The organism is Tenacibaculum profundicola, assembly GCF_057220795.1.
The window spans coordinates 2,311,764-2,327,758 of sequence record NZ_CM170137.1 but is presented as its reverse complement, the minus strand read 5'-3'; the positions used below and the strand labels follow the sequence as shown (position 1 = coordinate 2,327,758).

The 15,995-nt window shown below is 31.9% G+C and carries 12 protein-coding genes and 2 pseudogenes; 11 read left to right on the top strand and 3 right to left on the bottom strand.

The annotated features are described in order from the left end of the window. Positions 1-20: 20 nt before the first annotated feature. The 8 genes and pseudogenes from AC2TDS_RS09985 (at position 21) to AC2TDS_RS09950 (ending at position 5,504) form a co-directional block, all read left to right on the top strand. Entirely contained in the window at positions 21-224 is a 204-nt protein-coding gene (locus AC2TDS_RS09985; RefSeq protein WP_484735444.1) for a hypothetical protein, read from the top strand. 3 nt (positions 225-227) lie between these two features. Next, positions 228-1,193, top strand: a complete 966-nt coding sequence (locus AC2TDS_RS09980; protein WP_484735443.1) for an ATP-grasp domain-containing protein — start codon at positions 228-230, stop codon at positions 1,191-1,193. Next, a complete protein-coding gene (locus tag AC2TDS_RS09975; RefSeq protein WP_484735442.1) occupies positions 1,183-1,404 on the top strand; it encodes a hypothetical protein in 222 nt (73 codons plus the stop codon). Before AC2TDS_RS09980 ends, AC2TDS_RS09975 begins: the two co-directional genes overlap by 11 nt. Next, on the top strand, positions 1,388-2,365 hold the full coding sequence (locus tag AC2TDS_RS09970) for an SPASM domain-containing protein (protein ID WP_484735441.1): 978 nt from the start codon (positions 1,388-1,390) through the stop codon (positions 2,363-2,365). Before AC2TDS_RS09975 ends, AC2TDS_RS09970 begins: the two co-directional genes overlap by 17 nt. Next, positions 2,340-4,559, top strand: a complete 2,220-nt coding sequence (locus AC2TDS_RS09965) for a peptidase domain-containing ABC transporter (RefSeq protein WP_484735440.1) — start codon at positions 2,340-2,342, stop codon at positions 4,557-4,559. The genes AC2TDS_RS09970 and AC2TDS_RS09965 overlap by 26 nt, the downstream gene beginning before the upstream one ends. Before the next feature lie 3 nt (positions 4,560-4,562). Further along, positions 4,563-4,898, top strand: a pseudogene (locus tag AC2TDS_RS09960) (ATP-binding cassette domain-containing protein); the annotation flags it as partial. A gap of 5 nt (positions 4,899-4,903) precedes the next feature. Beyond that, positions 4,904-5,161: a hypothetical protein gene (locus tag AC2TDS_RS09955; RefSeq protein ID WP_484735439.1), complete on the top strand. Its 258-nt coding sequence runs from the start codon at positions 4,904-4,906 to the stop codon at positions 5,159-5,161. A 97-nt stretch (positions 5,162-5,258) separates the two neighbouring features. Further along, positions 5,259-5,504 carry a carboxypeptidase-like regulatory domain-containing protein gene (locus AC2TDS_RS09950; RefSeq protein ID WP_484735438.1) on the top strand — a complete coding sequence of 82 codons (246 nt, stop codon included), beginning with the start codon at positions 5,259-5,261 and terminating at the stop codon, positions 5,502-5,504. 68 nt (positions 5,505-5,572) lie between these two features. Here AC2TDS_RS09950 and istB read toward each other — a convergent pair. The 3 genes and pseudogenes from istB to AC2TDS_RS09935 form a co-directional block, all read right to left on the bottom strand. Then, positions 5,573-6,310: pseudogene (istB, locus tag AC2TDS_RS09945) on the bottom strand (IS21-like element helper ATPase IstB). Between the two features lie 193 nt (positions 6,311-6,503). After that, positions 6,504-7,886 (bottom strand): IS21 family transposase, encoded by a 1,383-nt coding sequence (gene istA, locus AC2TDS_RS09940; protein WP_484735437.1) that lies wholly within the window; start codon positions 7,884-7,886, stop codon positions 6,504-6,506. Between the two features lie 549 nt (positions 7,887-8,435). Next, positions 8,436-9,677, bottom strand: a complete 1,242-nt coding sequence (locus AC2TDS_RS09935; protein ID WP_484735436.1) for a hypothetical protein — start codon at positions 9,675-9,677, stop codon at positions 8,436-8,438. A gap of 116 nt (positions 9,678-9,793) precedes the next feature. Here AC2TDS_RS09935 and AC2TDS_RS09930 point away from each other — a divergent pair, with 116 nt between their 5' ends. The 3 genes from AC2TDS_RS09930 to AC2TDS_RS09920 all read left to right on the top strand — a co-directional run bounded on the left by AC2TDS_RS09930 (position 9,794) and on the right by AC2TDS_RS09920 (position 15,995). Then, complete coding sequence (locus AC2TDS_RS09930; protein WP_484735435.1) at positions 9,794-12,142, top strand: TonB-dependent receptor; 2,349 nt, start codon at positions 9,794-9,796, stop codon at positions 12,140-12,142. Positions 12,143-12,249: 107 nt separating this feature from the next. After that, entirely contained in the window at positions 12,250-14,316 is a 2,067-nt protein-coding gene (locus AC2TDS_RS09925; protein WP_484735434.1) for a hydantoinase/oxoprolinase family protein, read from the top strand. Beyond that, complete coding sequence (locus AC2TDS_RS09920; protein ID WP_484735433.1) at positions 14,316-15,995, top strand: hydantoinase B/oxoprolinase family protein; 1,680 nt, start codon at positions 14,316-14,318, stop codon at positions 15,993-15,995. Before AC2TDS_RS09925 ends, AC2TDS_RS09920 begins: the two co-directional genes overlap by 1 nt.

Below are 15,995 nucleotides of genomic sequence, written 5' to 3'. Positions count from 1 at the left end.
CTTAAAAAAACTAAATAAAAATGAAAATTAAGTTAACACAATTAGAACAACTTTCTACAGAAGAAACATTCTATGTTATAGGAGGTCAGGTAAACCCAGATAAAAAAAAGAAACGTAAAGCAAGAAGAGCTGAACGTAAACGAAAAAGAGCTGAACGAAAAGCTAGTAGAAGAGTTAGTTCAGACACAACAGACACATCAAAAAACGACACTTTTAAAATTTAATTTATGATTTTAGTACTATCTTTTGATCATTATGAACAAGGAACAGATCCTGTTATTGACTGGCTTATATATCATAAGGCAGATTTTGTAAAAGTAACTATTCAAGATTTAATACAGACTGATACTGCTTTTAATATTGATATTAATAAAGGAAAGGTTTTTGTAAAGGGAAAGGATATTACTGATGAAATAAAAGTGGTCTGGTATAGACGATTTGAAGCAGAGTTGTTAGTAAATATGCCTAAAGGAAAACATTCCGAACAAGCGTTGTTTGAGCTTAAAAACGAAGTAGAAGTTACAATTACTTTCTTAAAAAGAATCTTATCTAATAAAAAGTGGATGCCATATAATGATGGTATTAAATTAGATAAACTTGAGGTAACATTTTTAGCTGAACAAAATAATGTTAGAACACCAAAAAGTATTGTTACTAATAATAAACAAGATGTTATAGCATTTCAAAAAAATGTTAAATCAGATTTAATTACTAAGCCAATTAGACATAGTTCATATTTTATAGATGGAGAGTCTACTTATGGTATTTATACACAGAAAATTAAAAAAGAAAAGCTACAAGAATTACCTGAACGTTTTGTGCTAACACTATTTCAAGAATGTATAGATGCAGAATTTGAAATACGTGTATTTTACTTAGATGGGCAGTTTTATGCTACCGCAATTATCATTACTGAAAAAGAGAACAATGTGGTAGATGTAAAGCTAAACTATGAGTCAGAAAGTATTAATTGGGTTCCATATAAGCTTCCCAATGAGTATGAAAAGGAGTTAGACGCTTTTATGAAGTCAATTAACCTAAATACAGGTTCACTAGATATTATGAAAACTAAAGAAGGTGAATATGTAATGTTAGAAATAAATCCTGTTGGACAATTTAGTGCACCTGGGTATCGATGTAATTATAATTTAGAAGAGAAAATAGCTAATTGGTTAATAGATTATGACAAATAAAATAAAGAAAAGCTCTGTTTTTACAGAAGAGGAATTAAAGCGCCTTCCATTAACTTATAAAAAAATGGAAGGAGAAGAGACTAAAAGTGTTGGTGAGTTATATGTTGGGAGTTTGTATAGTATAAGTAATAAACATTTTAGTAAGAAGTATATGGTATTTAACTCTCATAAACCTATTTCAAATTTTTTAATTGATGATGACACAATCTAAAGACACCTATTTATTACTTTTTAGCTTTTGTAAAGTTGTAAAAGGAGAAGAAAAAAGCATTATATGTGATTTTCAAAAGGAAAAAATTAAATTTATTCCTAATGAAATGGTAACAGTCATAGAAATGCTTCAAGAACAAACTTTTGATTCAGTAAAAAGTCAATTTGTTGAAGATGTAGATATCTTTAATTCTTATATGAAATTTTTATCAGATGAAGGATTTGTTTTTTACAATGAATCTAATGAAAATTTTGTTGATATAGAGAATTATTGGGTAAGTCCAGAAATAATTAATAATGCAATAATTGAATATAGCTTTGATAATTATAATCTTACAGACGTTTTAATTCAATTAGATAATTTATTGACAAAATTTATAGAATTTCGCTTTACTACATTTGCAGAAGAAAACATCATAGAATTTACTAAAGTTTTAGAACATTGTACTACTTCGGTATTGAGAAGTTTTAGAATATATATACCATATGATTCAAAAGAAATGTCACAAAAACTAATTGAATTAGTAGAATCTTTTCCCGTTGTAGACTGTATTGTTTTTTATAATAGTAAATTCAATAGGTTGATAGAAAAAGACGACCAGCAAACATTCTTTATTACTCAAACAATTGAAGATATTACAAAGGCAAATATAGATCGTAAATTTTTAGTAAATAATATAGAGTTCTTCTATGAATGTCAAAAATTCAATCCATATTATAATAAAAAAGTGGCTATAAACTCTAAAGGGGAAATAAAAAACTGCATAAAGAATAAATCAGTTTTTGGAAACTTAAACGATTACTCTATTGCAGATGTTGTCAAGACTAATGAGTTTCAGGAGTTTTGGTTTGCGACACATGACCAAATTGTAGAGGTTAAAAACAGTGGATTAAGGTACAACTATATTATTACTAATGATTTGGAAAAAATATCTAATGGAAAATTCAAAATTATCATATAAAAAATTTCCTTTTTTTAAACAATTAGAATCTGCCGATTGTGGACCTACTTGTTTGAGAATGATTGCCAAGTATTATGGAAAAAAAGTAGATATACATAGTCTAAGAGAACTTTGCCATATTAACAAGAGTGGAGTTAATTTTGCAGATTTAATTGATGCTGCTAATAAATTAGGATTAGAAACAGTTCCTGTTAAAGTCACTCTAGATCAATTACTTTATGAAGCTCCTAGCCCTTGCCTTCTTCATTGGAAAGATAACCATTATGTTATTTACTTAGGGGTTACTAAAAAAGGAACCAATATTATTGCAGATCCTGGCTTTGGAAAACTTAAATTAAGTAAAGAAGATTTTTTAAAGTTTTGGAAACGTGATGCAAATGAAAAAGGTGTTGCTTTGCTTCTTGAACCAAATGAAGATTTTTCTAATGAAGAAGTAAAGGTTGAAGAAGACTTTAAAAAGGTCGAGTATTTTATGAAATACTTAAAACCATTTAAAAAAAAATTCATCTTTCTACTATTATTATTATTAGTTATTGCGGGGATTAGCGTTTTTTATCCACTAATTAATGAAAAGTTAGTAGATGATGGAATAAGTAATAATAACATTCAATTTGTTATATATTTATTAATAGCCCAACTTATACTATATACAAGTACAAATATTTTGGAATTTATTCAAGGGTGGATGTTTCTTGATGTAAACACTAAATTAAGTATCAATCTTATTTCAGATTTCTTAAAGAAATTGATAACGATGCCATTGTCTTTCTTTGATAGTAAGCTAACAACAGATATAATGCTTAGAGTTGATGACCATGATAGAATAGAAGAATTTTTCTCAAACCATTCTCTGCAGTTTTTAATATCTATTATTGTTTTTATAATATATTCTGTTCTATTATTAAGTTATTCTTGGCCTGTATTTGTGTTTTTTATAATTGTTTCAATAATATCAGTTTTGTGGGTGTATCAATTTCAAGGTCAAAGGAAATATATTGATTACAAACGTTTTGAAATAGAAACTGAAAATAAAAATATTTTATATGAGATCGTAAATGGTATTTCTGATCTTAAAATTAATAATGCTACGAATTATAAAACTGAACAATGGCAAAAAACAGAGACAGATCTTTTTAAACTAAATAAAGTAAATATGCTTTTAGAATTAAAACAAAGTATAGGGGTTAATTATTTATCTCAACTTAAGAATACTTTAATTATTGGTTATGTAGCATATTTAGTAATTAATCAGCAGTTAACTTTTGGTGCACTACTCAGTATATCATTTATCATTGGTCAATTAACACTTCCTATAGAAAGCCTTATATTATATTTATATTCTTATCAAGATGCATCAATTAGTATTGATAGACTCTCTGATGTGTATAGAAAAAAAGATGAAGAACAACTTTTTCTAGAGCACAAAGAAAATAATAAAAAGCAGGTGTCGTATAATAATAACTCAATTCAATTTTCGAATGCAAACTATTCCTATCTAGGACCTAATTCTCCTTCTTTATTCGAAAATCTGAGTATTGATTTTCCTCTTAATCAGGTTACAGCTATAGTAGGAACAAGTGGAAGCGGTAAAACTACTATTATTAAACTCCTTCTTAAATATTATCAATTATTAGAAGGTGAAATTAGGTATAAAGGAAAAAATATTGATTTAATTAAACCAGAAGAATGGAGAGACCTAATTAGTGTTGTTTTTCAGGAGGGATATGTTTTTTCTGATTCAGTAGAAGGAAATATTACATTAGGATCAGAATTTGATGAAGAGCGTTTTAAAAAAGCTATTCACCTTTCAAATAGTTATGAATTTATTGATAAGCTTCCTCAAAAAGAATTAACAAAAATAGGCGAGAATGGATTAGGGTTAAGTAAAGGGCAGGTTCAACGTATTCTCATTGCAAGAGCGATGTATAAAGATCCTGAAATTATTATCCTTGATGAAGCTACTTCTGCTCTTGACGCAGAAAACGAAAGAATAATTCATGATAATCTACAAGAATTTTTCAAAAACAGAACAGTAATAATAATTGCTCATCGTTTAAGTACTGTAAAGAATGCTGATAAAATAATAGTTCTAAAAAATGGAAAAGTTATTGAAGAAGGGTCTCACAAAGGTTTAGTTAGTGAAAAAGGAAGTTATTACCACCTGGTCAAGAACCAGCTAGAGTTAGGTAAATAAAAAACAAAAATTGGAGCAGGAGGAAATGGTGTTTCTGGAGGGCAAAAACAACGGATTTTAATTGCTAGAGCCATCTACAAAGACCCTAAATATATATTCCTTGATGAAGCTACCTCAGCACTTGATTCTACAAATGAGATGGAAGTACATAATAATTTACAAAAATTATTTAAAAACAAAACAGTTGTAATTATAGCCCATAGATTAAGTACTGTTCAAAATGCAGATCAAATAGTTGTATTGTCAAAAGGATCAGTTGTTTAGCAAGGAGCACATTTAGAACTGATTGATAAAAAAAGTCATTACTACACATTAGTTAAAAACCAATTAAATCTCTAACAATTATGATATCCAAAATTATAACAAGTAGCTTGTTCCTATTAAATTTAGGCTGTAACTCTAACAAAGGGGTTTTATCTTCTTCAAAATATGAAACCGTTTATTCAAGAACAATAGATGAAGAGCAATTTGAGTCAATTTATCAAATTTTAAAAGAGAATATTTCAGATTTTCCTATTACAAAGAAAAATAAACTTAATTATAAAACCGTAAGCAATAAATACTCATTGAATATATCCTTAAAAAAAATTATTTCAAGTTAGTATATAAAAGCAATGTTGGTTATGATGATAGAATTAAACTGATTAAGTCTAAAATAGAGGCTATTAAATAAAGATTGAAATATAAAATATAGATAGTATGAAAACTAAATTAATAATATTTGCATTCCTTTTAATTAAGGCTAGTTTATCTTTTTCTCAAAATAAAATTTCAGGGAAAATTATAGAACAATCAAAAGAGGCATTACCTTTTGCGAACATAATTTTATATCAATTAGAAAATAAAAAGATTCTAACTGGAACTACTAGTGATGATAGTGGACTCTATAATTTCAAAAATGTTTCGAACGGATCTTATTGGTTAGAGGTGGCTATTTCGGAGTGACATGCCGCGGATTTCGGTCAAAGGGTGCCACTTTTAGAGATGTTACAATTATAGTTAAAATTTAGGATTTATTGATTATTTAGGATTGCTTTTCTCAAAGATTCACCATCCAGTTTAATTCGATGTGAAGAATTTACAATTCGATCCAATATAGCATCTGCTATGGTTGATTCTCCAATGATGTCATACCAAGCTGATACTGGTATTTGTGAAGCTATAATAGTTGAAGATTTTCCATGTCTGTCATCAACAATATCCATTAAAGCTTCTCGTGCATGATTATCGAAACTTTGCAGTCCGAAGTCATCAAGTATCAGCAGTTCGGTTTTCAGGATTTTATTGAGTTCTTTCAGGTAAGTACCATCAGCTTTACAGAGTTTTAGTTTCTTGAACATTCTAGCGGTATTTTGATATAGTGTTTTATGTTGCATTATACATGCTTGATGTCCTAAGGCTTGTGCGATATAACTTTTACCAACACCAGAAGATCCTGTTAAAATAATGTTTTCCTTTCGTTTAATAAAATCTAGGGAAGCTAAGCGTTCCAACATGTTTCGGTCTAAATTTCTTTGAGAGGCATAATCAATATTAGTCATAGTAGCTTATTGTTTAAAGGTTGCTTGTTTTAGCAATCGTTCTATTTTTCGATTTTGCCAATCTTCCCATTGATGCTCTACCAATACAGCTAATTGCTCATCAAAGGTCATTTTCTCAGAGGTGTTTTGTGTTAACTGTTGATAATACAACTGTGCCATAGCACTAAGTCGCATAGATTTTAGTTTTTCTAATGTAGGATTTTGATTCATGATTATTGTAATTTAAGTTATTATTATTTGTAAGTAGATGCTCCTCGAATATTATTGTGTTTAGGTATATGAGAGGTGTTTTCTTCCAGTATTTCATAGAACAGAGAGTGTTTGTCCAGATTGTTTTTAAGTATATTTTGAATACGTTTGTAGCTTACAAGATTAAGTTTTAAGGCTTTTTCACATGCCTTGTTTAATCGTTCTGAGCATAGTTTTTATAGAGCTGAATAAGCCCCATAACTCTTTTATAACCAATCTCAGGATGTGTTCCATTAGCAATAATTTGCTTAACACACTGGGCTACATATTCCCCATGTTTGAATGCTTTGGTTTCAAAATATTCAGGACTCCAGTCTACATAATTTTTGTGAGTACTACTCAAATGTTCTTTATTGGTGTTATAAGAACCTCTAACAGGATTACGTTTATGGATAGCAATACGTTGGCGGTTATAATACACCTCTATGGTGGTTGATGTAGCTTCAATAGAAGTATGGTGTCCTATATAACGATAAGGAACACTGTAATAATTTTTGTCTGTTGAAAAATATACATAGCCCATTTTTTGAACCTTAGCTCTTCGGTACTCCTTAATTTGATAATGACTATTTGGCAACGGTCTTAAAAGGGCACGTTCATCACGTTGAAATAGCTCTTTACGACTGGCTTTTTTTCTTGTTAATAACATATCATTATACCGCTGTAAATGTAGCTGTATCTGCTTGTTCAGATCTGACAAACTAAAGAAAGTCATCTCATGCATAGGATAGTAAATTCGTTGATACGTTAGATGTACAGCGTTTTCAACCAAAGCTTTATCTTGAGGACTATAAGTTCTGGTAGGGTTTACAGCACAATGATAATGACGTGCAAAATCTTTAAAACTTCTGTTGATTTGTGCTTCATACTTACTAGACCTTGTCACAGCAGACTTTAAATTATCTGATACAATCACTTTTGGAGCACCTCCATAAAAACGTAAAGCATTTTCACAACAACGAATAAAATCTTCTTGTTTTTGGCTTTCACAAGCCTCAACATACGTATACTGACTACTGGGAAGTATGGCTACAAAAACCTCTACAGCTTCTAATTCTCCTGTTTCTTTGTTTAAAACATGAAGCTTTTTACCTGCATAATCCACAAACATTGCCTCACCGGCAACATGCTCTAGTTTCATAGAACCCTTTTCTTTTGGAAACTTCCGATGATAATGCTCTAAAAATTGGGTATAACTGTAAGGATTAGATACTTCATTACAGTAACATTGATAATGGTAGGAAAAAGTAAATCCGGGTTGATGTAACTTCCCTCTGAGTATATCAAAATAACTAACAAGTGTGTTATAACGCTCATTATCAATAGTGGTATGCGATGGAAATAAGCGTTCTAGTTTTAAATTATCGAACTCCAAAAGTTCGTCTAAGCCATAATCACTGGCTTTAAATAAGCGTAAGTATACATTTACCGTATTACGGGATAAGCCTAAAGAAGCCCCTATCTTACGATTGCTAAGACCGTCTAAATGTAAACTTAGAATTTGTTTTAAGTCCATAGGATCAAGTGTGTTTGCCATGCCGTTAGTTTTAAACAGCAAGGTAATTACTAACTCAATCTCTAAAAGTGGCACAAATCGAACCGTTAAAAATGGCTCGGTTTAAACCGAAATTACTGGCACTGTAACTCCGAAATCAATGGCACAAATCGAAACGGAATAACCAAATTCACTTGGTTGATAGAGAAAAAACCTTAGTAGCACCAAGCCTAACTGTAAACAACTTCAATTACCCCGCTAGGTACTCTTCCAAAATATAAAAGTTACAAAGCACTAATAATTTAACGTGATTTTTCTTTATACCCTTAAATTTAGCTATTTACTGCTGGAAAAACATAATAATACCGATTCTTAGGTAACATTACTCAATCATTTCCTTGCAGTTATGCTTGTGTATTACTTATAAGATCGCCAATGACAATAAATAATTTATGATCGGTCAATTGGCATGAGAAATGATATACCATTAATCTTTGACAGAATGATGAGATATTTTGCACTACACCATTTTATTAGAATGTTATCCGTCTAAATTAACGTGTCTTATTACATGGTATACTCGCCCCTATATCATTCAGATGTTTTTTTAAGAGAGATATTTCCAGTAACTATATTGTTGTTGATATCAATGCCTGTAAAGTGACCAACACCATGGTTATTATAAAACAAGTTATAGACTTTAATATAGATCGAAACCTTTTGAATAAAAAATATCCCAACCAAACTAAAATGAAGCTCTAAAATTTGCCCTTTATTTTCCAATGATAAATGATCATTTTCCACCATTACATTTGTTGTTTTGCTTATTGTGTTATAATGATATTTTTCTATCTGGAATTCGAATTTATGTTCCTCATCTCCAATGCTAAAAATAGCAGAGTAATCACTTGGTATTTTTGCAAAAATACTTGCATATGGGCTTTTTGACGATAATCTAGAAAGCTCTTTAGGTACATGGCTTAACGATATATAACGCTGCTTTATTAATTCTTGAGAAAGTATCGGATCAAACTCAAAAGAATTAGCTTCTGACTGCATTGCTTCACTACTCTCTTTTCTTACTATAATTAAATTTCCCGCGATACTATGATCGTATTTATCAAAAGAAGAATATGTCCCTACCAAAATAGGACGTTCGTTTATATTCGATTTTCCAACATAGAAAATAAAGTTTGCCCCTTCTATCTTTCCTTTTTTAGTGAAGAATTTTGCATCAAAATGCACAAAATTATTTTCTTGTTTAATTGTGCCAAACAGATTGTAATAAATCGGAGCCTCTGTTTTATTTCTATTTTGGTACACAAAAATTAGTTCAAATGTCTTCCAGTTATTGTAAATAAGTATTTGACCCTTTGTCATTTTCTTGTCCTCTCCATAGAAATAGCAAACATAGTAGCAATCTTCATTAGAAACGTAACTACTTATAAGCTCTAACTGTTTTTCTTTTTCTTCTTTTTCGTGAATTTCCTCTAGTAAAAACTCGAACACATCTTTATATCCTAGATAGTTAAAAAACAAAAACTTATACTCTCGGCTAATTTTAACAAGAGGTTTTCCTGTAGAAACTTCTCTCGTTTTATTATATAGATATTTTCCATTGACATATCCTTTTAATAACAACTCCAATTCACGCTTTATACTAGGTAAGTTAGGGTCAAAACTTCCAAACCCGTATAGTTGTGAATCCTTATAGTTTTCTGGAATAGCATTGTCTTTTTTAAACTTATTAGTAATCAATTTTAATAACGAATTAAAGACATATTTAGTTAGAACTAGTGTCTCGTGGTGTTCAATTTTGGAATGTTTTTCCATTAGTTTCCATAATTTAAAATTGGAATTACCAATTTAATAATAAATATTTGGAATGAACTATAAGGAACACTAAATCACATACTTTCGTCTTCAACAATCACTAAAAATAAATAACAATGAAAAGATTCCTACTAACAATTGCGTGTTTTATTCCTTTTTTGTGCTTTTCACAAAAAATTACAATTAGCGGTAACGTCAGTTCTGAAACAGAGTCATTACCAAGTGTCAATATTTTTGAAAAGGGAACATCAAACGGTACAGTTTCCGATTTTAATGGCGATTATACAATTACCGTAAACGATGGAGCGATCTTAGTTTTCTCTTTTATTGGCTATACTACTCAAGAAATTATAGTTAAAAAAGAAAAAAGAATTAATGTTGTTTTAACCGAAGACTCTGCCTATCTGAAAGAAATTGTTGTAAATGGTTTTACTAGTGTTGTTGGACAGGCACGCCGTAGGGCGGAATCTATCCAAAGCATACCAGAATCTGTTGTAACAATGACCTCAACAGATATAGAAAATGCTGGAATTACCAATCTACAAACCTTTTCAGCACAAGTGCCTAATGTTAACTTTAATACATCTCAAAATGTAGGGGTTAATTTTGTAACAGTTAGAGGTATACCTCAAATTCGCAACGGTGAAGCGCCTATTTCGTTTGTAATTGATGGAGTTACAGTTCCAGACTCTAATTTGCTAAACCAAGAATTGTTTGATTTGGCTATGGTTGAAGTTGTAAAAGGACCTCAAGGAGCACTATATGGTAAAAACGCGATCGCAGGAGCTATTAATATAGTAACTAAAAAACCTACTAATTCCTTTAGAAACAAGGTGAACCTTGGCTATTCTAATGGAAATACACTTAAAGGTCAAGGTGCTTTTTCGGGCCCAATTGTTAAAAACAAAGTATTTTATAGACTCTCTGGAAGCTATAAAAAATCAGATGGGTTGTTTTATAACATAACAAATAATACCGCTCCCGATTATTTTGATGATTATAACGCAAGAGCCCAGTTGTATTTTCATATTTCTGAAAATTTAAAAATTACATTAAGCGGTCAATACAACAATATTGAGGGTGGAGGTTTGTATTATCATATTCCTGCAAATAATGTGCCTGTGGTTCACCCAAATGATATAGACGATGTTGTGGCTACAGCAGATGTTCTCGGAGAAGCATTATTAAAAAATCTATTCGCATTTGCAAAATTAGAATATGATTTTGAAAACATGAAATTCCAGTCTGTTACTTCTTATAACGATGCAAAAAGAAATGGAACAGGTGACTTAGATCACTCAGCACCTCCGATATTGTTACAAAATCAAGACAGTAATTCGAAAGTATTTAATCAAGAATTTAGATTGGGATCAAAAAATACCAACTCAAAAATTTCATGGGATTTGGGGGCGTTTTATCAAAAAAATGAAAGATATCTTAAAACAGTGGCTCAAGCAGATTTTGGATTCTTCGCAGATCCAGTTAGTCCGACCGGAACTTTCAACGATTTAGGGGTATCTGATTTTACCAATACGTATAACACGATAGCTTTATTTGGTTTTATAGACTACAAGTTTTCAGATAAAATCACCTTCTCTCTAGGATTGCGTTTTGACAATGATCAAATAAAACAACAAAATCCTGCTTTAGGATCTAATGACTCTAAATCGGATAGCGAGTTACAACCAAAATTCTCAGTTTCTTATGCTCCATATGAAGATGTTTTACTATTTGCTAATTATGGAAGAGGGTATCGAGTTGGTGGTTTCAATGCAAAGAGAACAACAATATTCGATAGGGAATATAGTGCCGAAACCAGTGATAACTATGAATTAGGTTTTAAAAGTAGTTGGTGGGAAAATAGGTTTATATTAAATATAGCGGCATTTTATACTAATCTTGATAACCAACAACAATACGGACTTCAATTGACTCCTCCAGATATAATTTTAGGAAACTATAATTATGATCAAAGCTCGATTAAAGGTTTCGAAATAGATATGAAACTTAGGGCGTCGAAGTACTTAGATATTATTGCAAGCTATGGAGCTGTTGATGCAAAAATAATCAAAGCTGGAAAAGCAGGAGATACTGATAGAAGCGGTTTCAACGGAGTTCGAACACCTTTTGTTCCTCAAGACAGCTTTAACCTAGCGTTACAATCGAATTTCCCTATTTCTGAAGTTGTTAGTTTAAGAGGAATCTTAAACCTAAAAGGAACTGGAGAAATCCTATGGCATGAAGAACTACCTAATATTATAAGTCCTAATTATAATCTACTTGATCTTAGATTAGGAGCTACCTTTAATAAAAACCTAGACGTCACTTTTTGGGGAGCTAATATATTGGATGAAAAATATGCACAAGAATTTTATTCAAGTCAATCAATAGGAGGGCCAGGACAAGATCTTATTTGGCTTGGGAATCCAACCACTTACGGAATAGAGCTTTCTTACAAATTTTAATGTTTCATGACTAATTATTTGAATTGATATAGTAGTTAGTTTAATTAGAGGTGAAAGCCACTAATAATTATTGGTGGCTTTTTCATACATATAAAAACTATTTAATAATGAGAGTAGCAACAGATATAGGGGGTACTTTTACAGATCTTGTATGCCTGGAATTTGACAAAGAAACAGGTAAACCTACAGGAGTAAAAATAGCAAAGTCAGATACGACACCTTCAAATTTTGAACAAGGGATTTTAAATACCATAAAGAAAGGAAATGTTTCTTTAGAGGAAGTGGGCTTCTTTGCTCACGGAACAACAGTTGTAATTAATGCACTTACTGAGAGAAAAGGTGTAAAAACAGCTTTAATTACTACAAGTGGATTTAAAGATGTTTTAGAAATTGCTCGATGTAATAGACCTGATCTATTTAATTTCAATTTTGTAAAACAACCCCCTTTTGTTCCGAGATACTTAAGGTTTGAGATGGAAGAACGAATGGATTACACAGGAAAAATTCTCAAACCACTTGACCTCAGCAAACTTCAAGAAATTATTGCGATTTGTAAACAGGAAAAGGTCGAAGCAATAGCAATATGCTTATTGCATGCTTATAAAAACCCTGAGCACGAAATTCAAATTCTTAGAAAATTTAAAGAATTGAATAATTCCATTGAAATTATAGCCTCTCATCAGGTTACAAGAGAATGGAGAGAATACGAAAGAACAAGTTCCACTGTTTTATCTGGTTATGTTCTTCCAATAGCTAAAAAATACCTAAATAACCTTCAAAGTAAACTGGAGCAACAAGGGCTAAAAGAAGCTCCCTACATTATGCAGTCTAATGGAGGAATAACCACCATTAATGATGTAAAAGCAAACCCAATTACCATGGTCGAGTCAGGGCCTGCAAGTGGTATATTTGGCGCTATTGCTTTGGGAAAAGTTATCAATAAAAAAGATATAATCGTTTTAGATATCGGAGGAACAACCGCTAAATGTGCCTTAGTTGAGAACGGACAGGTTAAAATAACCACTAATTATAAAATAGAACATTCAAGAACAGAGGCTGGGTATCCCATACAAACCCCCGTAATTGATATCGTTGAAATAGGAAACGGTGGCGGTAGTATTGCCTGGGTAGATCAGGGAGGAAAGATGCATGTGGGGCCTAAAAGTGCTGGTGCAATGCCAGGGCCAGCTGCTTACGGAAGAGGTGGTACTAGTTTAACTACTACTGATGCTAATATCATTACAGGGAAAATACATCCTGATTATTTTTTAGGAGGAGAAATGCAACCAGATTTCAAAAGTATAGAAAAAGCTGCAGAGCCTTTATGTAAAACGCTTAATGGATCTAAAGAAGATATTGCCAAAGGCATATTAAGAATAGCCAATGCGAATATGGTAAACGCTTTGAAACTAATTTCTGTGAATAAAGGATATGATCCACGTGATTTTTCACTTGTAGTTATTGGAGGAGGGGGCGCTATGCACGGTGCTGATCTTGCTAGAGAACTTCAAATATCGGAAATTATTATTCCACCACATGCAGGCGTTTTTTCTGCTTTCGGAATGCTTATGTCTGATATTAGAAGAGATTATATAAGAACCAATGTGCTTGCGGTTGTAGAAAGTCAAAAATCAACTATTCTTCAAACTTTTTCTGAAATGAAAAATAATGCCTTAGAAAATTTTATTGCTGATAAGTATAAATCAGAAGAGGTGAATTTTACGTACTATGTAGACCTACGTTATGAGGGGCAAGAGCACTATGTTAAAGTATTATTGAAAAATTTCTCAAAAGAAACGTCATTAGATTTTATTGTAACTAATTTTCATAAAGAGCATAAGAAACAATATTCCTTTGAGCTTGATGCGGGAGTTGAATTGGTTAACTTTCATTTAGTAGCTGAAGTTGAGGTTGAAAAACCTGATTTCCCTAAACAACAAATAACAACAAAGAAAGTTGAAGACGCTGTATTTGACACTAGAGAAGTAGATTTTGATGATCTAGGTAAGCATCAAACCCCTTTTTACCATAGAGAATTGCTAGAACCAGCAATGATTATTAAAGGCCCTGCTATCATTGCCGAAAAAGCTACTACTACAGTGGTTTCGCCATTGTACGATGCTAACGTTGATATATACGGAAATTTAATGCTAATCTTAAAAAAAACAGCATAATGGAAAAATTTACACTGGAAATTATTCAAGATACTTTAGTTGCCGCTGGTGATGAAATGTTTCAAACCCTGCAAAGAACAAGTATGAGTCCTATTATATATGAATCTTTAGATTACGCTGTTGGAATTACAGATGAAAAAGGAGAACTATTGGCCCAAGGGAATGGGGTAACAGCTTTTTTAGCGGCCTTAGACGCTGTTGTTAAAGCAACAATTGAAAAATTTAAACACGAGGGAGGCTTAGAAAAAGGAGATGTTGTCATTGCAAATACACCTTATGCTGGAGGAGGAACTCATTTATCCGACGTTTCTGTAATTTATCCCGTTTTCTATGAAGATAAACTTGTTGCATATACTGTTAATAAAGCACATTGGACTGAACTAGGAGGTACCTTTCCTGGTTCTGTATCAACTATCGCTACGGAAATTTATCAAGAAGGTCTTCATTTACCATATATAAAGATTAAATCAAAAGGAAAAATTAATGATGCTATTATAGATGTTATAAAGACAAATGTGCGCTTACCAGACAGTACCCTTGGCGATCTTTTTGCAGGTATAGCTGCTGCAGAAGTTGGAGCAAAAAGAGTTATTTCTATCATCAAAAAATACGGATATACCACCTTTGTCAAAGCGAAAGAAGATTTCTTAAGTTATGGCGAACGAATGTGTATTGAAGCATTAAAGGAAATTCCTAATGGAGTCTATGAAGGTTCTTCTGAAATTGAAAATAACGGATTTAACGAAGGCCCTTTTCCTATAAAAGCAAAGATTACGATTACTGATACTGAGTTTATCGTAGATTTCAATGACTCACATCCTCAAGTTAAAGGAGCTACAAATTTATCTTACAGTGGTTTAGTTACAGGGTGCAGAAGCTTGTTCAAAGCAATTACCACTCCGCAAATGGATGCAAACGGTGGAGCTTTTCGACCCATGAAAGTTATTTGTAAACCAGGAACCATAGTGAGCGCTCAAGCACCATCTGCCGTTTCCATTTATTATGAAGTATTAATTACGGCAATTGATTTGGTATGGAAAATTTTAGCGCCTATCATTCCAAATAAATTACCGGCAGGACACTTAAGATCTGTATGCGCAACATTTATCTCAGGAATCCACCCAGATACCCAACAGTTTTTTATACAAGCTGAGCCTCTTGCTGGGGGGTGGGGTGCCTCTACAAATCACGATGGAAATAGAGGTCAGTTATCTTGTGGAAGTGGGGAATCTTATAATATCCCTATTGAAATTAGAGAAATGCGCTACGGAATTCAAGTAGAGCAATATGCTTTTCATAACGAAGGAGGAGGATATGGAGAGTTTCAAGGAGGGAATGGTCAATATTTAGATTATAAAATTACTGCTGAGGAAGCCCGTGTCACCGCAGCATTTCACGGAGAAAAAACAAAAACGTGGGGAATGAACGGTGGTTACGAGGGTTCGTATAATTATTTTATGATTATTCGAAAAGACGGAACTCAAGAAAGATATAGTATGGGAACAAACTTAGCATTAAAAAAAGGAGATATTGTACGTTGTGTTACTGCAACTGGTGGGGGTTATGGAAATCCTAAAAATCGCGCTGTAGATCAAGTGTTATTGGATGTTAAAAATGGATACATAACTCCTGAACAGGCTAATGAATTCTATGAAACTGATTTACATCAGATAATTTAA